Origin of the sequence: Nonomuraea diastatica, assembly GCF_004349015.1 — a bacterium.
GTDB classification, from domain to species: domain Bacteria; phylum Actinomycetota; class Actinomycetes; order Streptosporangiales; family Streptosporangiaceae; genus Nonomuraea; species Nonomuraea diastatica.
In genome coordinates this window covers 1-2097 of sequence record NZ_SMKP01000380.1, presented here as the reverse complement: position 1 = coordinate 2097, position 2097 = coordinate 1, and the positions used below count along the sequence as shown (strand labels likewise).

The following is a 2097-nucleotide window of genomic DNA, read 5'->3' as shown; positions in this document are numbered from 1 at the left end:
GGGTGGCGCTGCGCGGGCTCGGGGTGGCGTAGGGCGGCCCGTACCTTCTCGCGGGCCTGCGGAGCCCTCGTGCCGGAGGAGGGCTTGGCGGGACGGCGGGTGGCTGGCGCGTTCCAGGGCCAGGCGAAGCGGCGGTGGGTGCCGCGGCGGCGGCCGGTCACGCGGAGCGAGAGCACGATCGTGGTGAGCACCATCGCGGCGAGCAGCGCGGGCGGGGTGCCCAGGACGTCCAGCGGCGAGCCGTGCCCGGTCTCCGGCCGCGGCGCGGACACGAACGGCCGCTCGGTCGACCGGATCTCGTCGAGCCGCTCGGCGTTCGCCTTGACTAATCGCGGGACTCCGTAGCCGACGACCTTGTCCGTCTCGCGGGTCTTGCGCTTGAGCCACACGCGGTCGACGTTGGCCTCGATCGTGTGGATCTTCTTGCCGGCGACGCGCTCCACGACGCCCACGTGGTCGACGCCCTTGTAACTCTTGCCGCCGCGCCAGTCGAAGAAGACCAGCGCTCCCGGCTCGGGCTTTCGCGTCCACGCGTCCTGCTTGATGAACCAGGCCGCGTGGGAAGGAGTCCACGCGAATTCGCCGACGTATTCGGTGAGGCCGGCCTTGTCCGCGGCCCAGGCGAGGAACATGTCACACCATGGTGCGTCGCGATATTGGGTGTCTTGGACGCGATCCGCGTACCACTGACCGAACTTGGTGAACTGGCCGGTCTTCTCCTTGTAGCCGAGTTCCTGCCGTACCGTCTTCAGCAGCTCGCCCGCGATCGGGTCCAGGGTGACACCTCCCAGATAACCGACAAATCACGATGGACTGTAGTAGTGCCATCGCGCGTGCGCGTGCGTCACCGCGAAAGTGTCTTGCTATGAGGTGAAATTTCGGCTACGTGGCCCTCGGGACTTATCGAGGCTCCGAGGCTGATGAGCCTGCTGAGGCTCGTGGGCTGCTGCGGCGAAGATCAGGAGCCTGCGCCCACCCGGTAGACGCTCACCTCTCCGGCGCCCGGCGCGACGACGTCGGCCACGATCACCGTCACGTTGTCGGGTGAGCCGCCCTCGTTGGCCAGATCGATCAACCGCTGGACGGCCGCGCCCGGGTCTGCCACCGTGGTCAGCACCTCGTGCAGAACCTCGGGCCCGAGCACGGTCGTGAGACCGTCGGAGCAGAGGAGGTAGCGATCATCAGGCTCGGCTTCGCGCAGCGCCATGTCCGGCTCCGCCCTGCCCTCGCTGCCCAGCACCCGCAGCACCATCGAGCGCCTGGGATGCACGGCCGCTTGATCCTCCGTTATCCGCCCTTCGTCCACCATCGACTGCACAAGTGTGTGATCCTTGGTCATCTGGTAGAGAGCGCCGTCGCGAAGCAGATATCCGCGGGAGTCACCAAGATGAGCCAGGGCGAACCGGTAGCCGTCCCACAGCATGGCGGTCACCGTGGTCCCCATCCCCCTGCGCGCGGGGTCGATGTCGGCCAGCTCGACCAGCCTGCGGGCCGCCTCGTGGACGGCGCCTTCCAGCGCCGCCCCCAGGTCGGCGCCGGTCTCGGGAAGCGTGGCATCCAGCTCCCGCATCACGGCGATCGCCGCCGAGCTCGCCAGCTCACCGGCGGCGTGCCCACCCATCCCGTCAGCCACCACGAGCAACCGGCCACTCGCATAGCCGGAATCTTCGTTCTGCTCCCTGCGGCGGCCCACGTCTGATCCGGCGGCATAGCGGATGTTGTGCTTCATACCCAGCAGTAAATCATTGGTTGAAAGACTTCACAAGCAGATGCGCTGAAGACTCTGGTGAACTACTGTGGGCCCCATGAGCCACGACCCGACCGTCAACGCCGGGGACATCGCCCGGCTCGCCGGTGTCGGGCGTGCCGCGGTGAGCAACTGGCGCCGCCGCCACGACGACTTCCCCCACCCCGTCGGGGGCACCGCCAACCAGCCGCTGTTCTCGCTGCGGCAGGTCGAGTCCTGGCTGCGCCGCTACGGGAAGTCCTACCAGGTCTCCCTGGGTGATCGGGTGTGGCAACGCCTGAAAGCCGCCGGCGATTTGCGGCTGGGCGAGCTGGTGGCCCTGGCCGGAGTGCTCCTGACCCGCCATGCGC

The 2097-nt window shown here is 68.3% G+C and carries 2 protein-coding genes and 1 pseudogene; 1 reads left to right on the top strand and 2 read right to left on the bottom strand.

Annotation, left to right across the window (positions count from 1 at the left end; genetic code table 11):
- The coding region (locus E1294_RS51690) for a CHAP domain-containing protein (RefSeq protein WP_132520642.1) at positions 1-632 on the bottom strand (632 nt) is incomplete at its 3' end.
- Between the two features lie 326 nt (positions 633-958).
- On the bottom strand, positions 959-1729 hold the full coding sequence (locus E1294_RS51685) for a PP2C family protein-serine/threonine phosphatase (RefSeq protein WP_132520639.1): 771 nt from the start codon (positions 1727-1729) through the stop codon (positions 959-961).
- Between the two features lie 76 nt (positions 1730-1805).
- On the opposite strand from E1294_RS51685, the pseudogene E1294_RS51680 reads away from it, so the two are divergent.
- Positions 1806-2097: pseudogene (locus tag E1294_RS51680) on the top strand (N-6 DNA methylase); the annotation flags it as partial.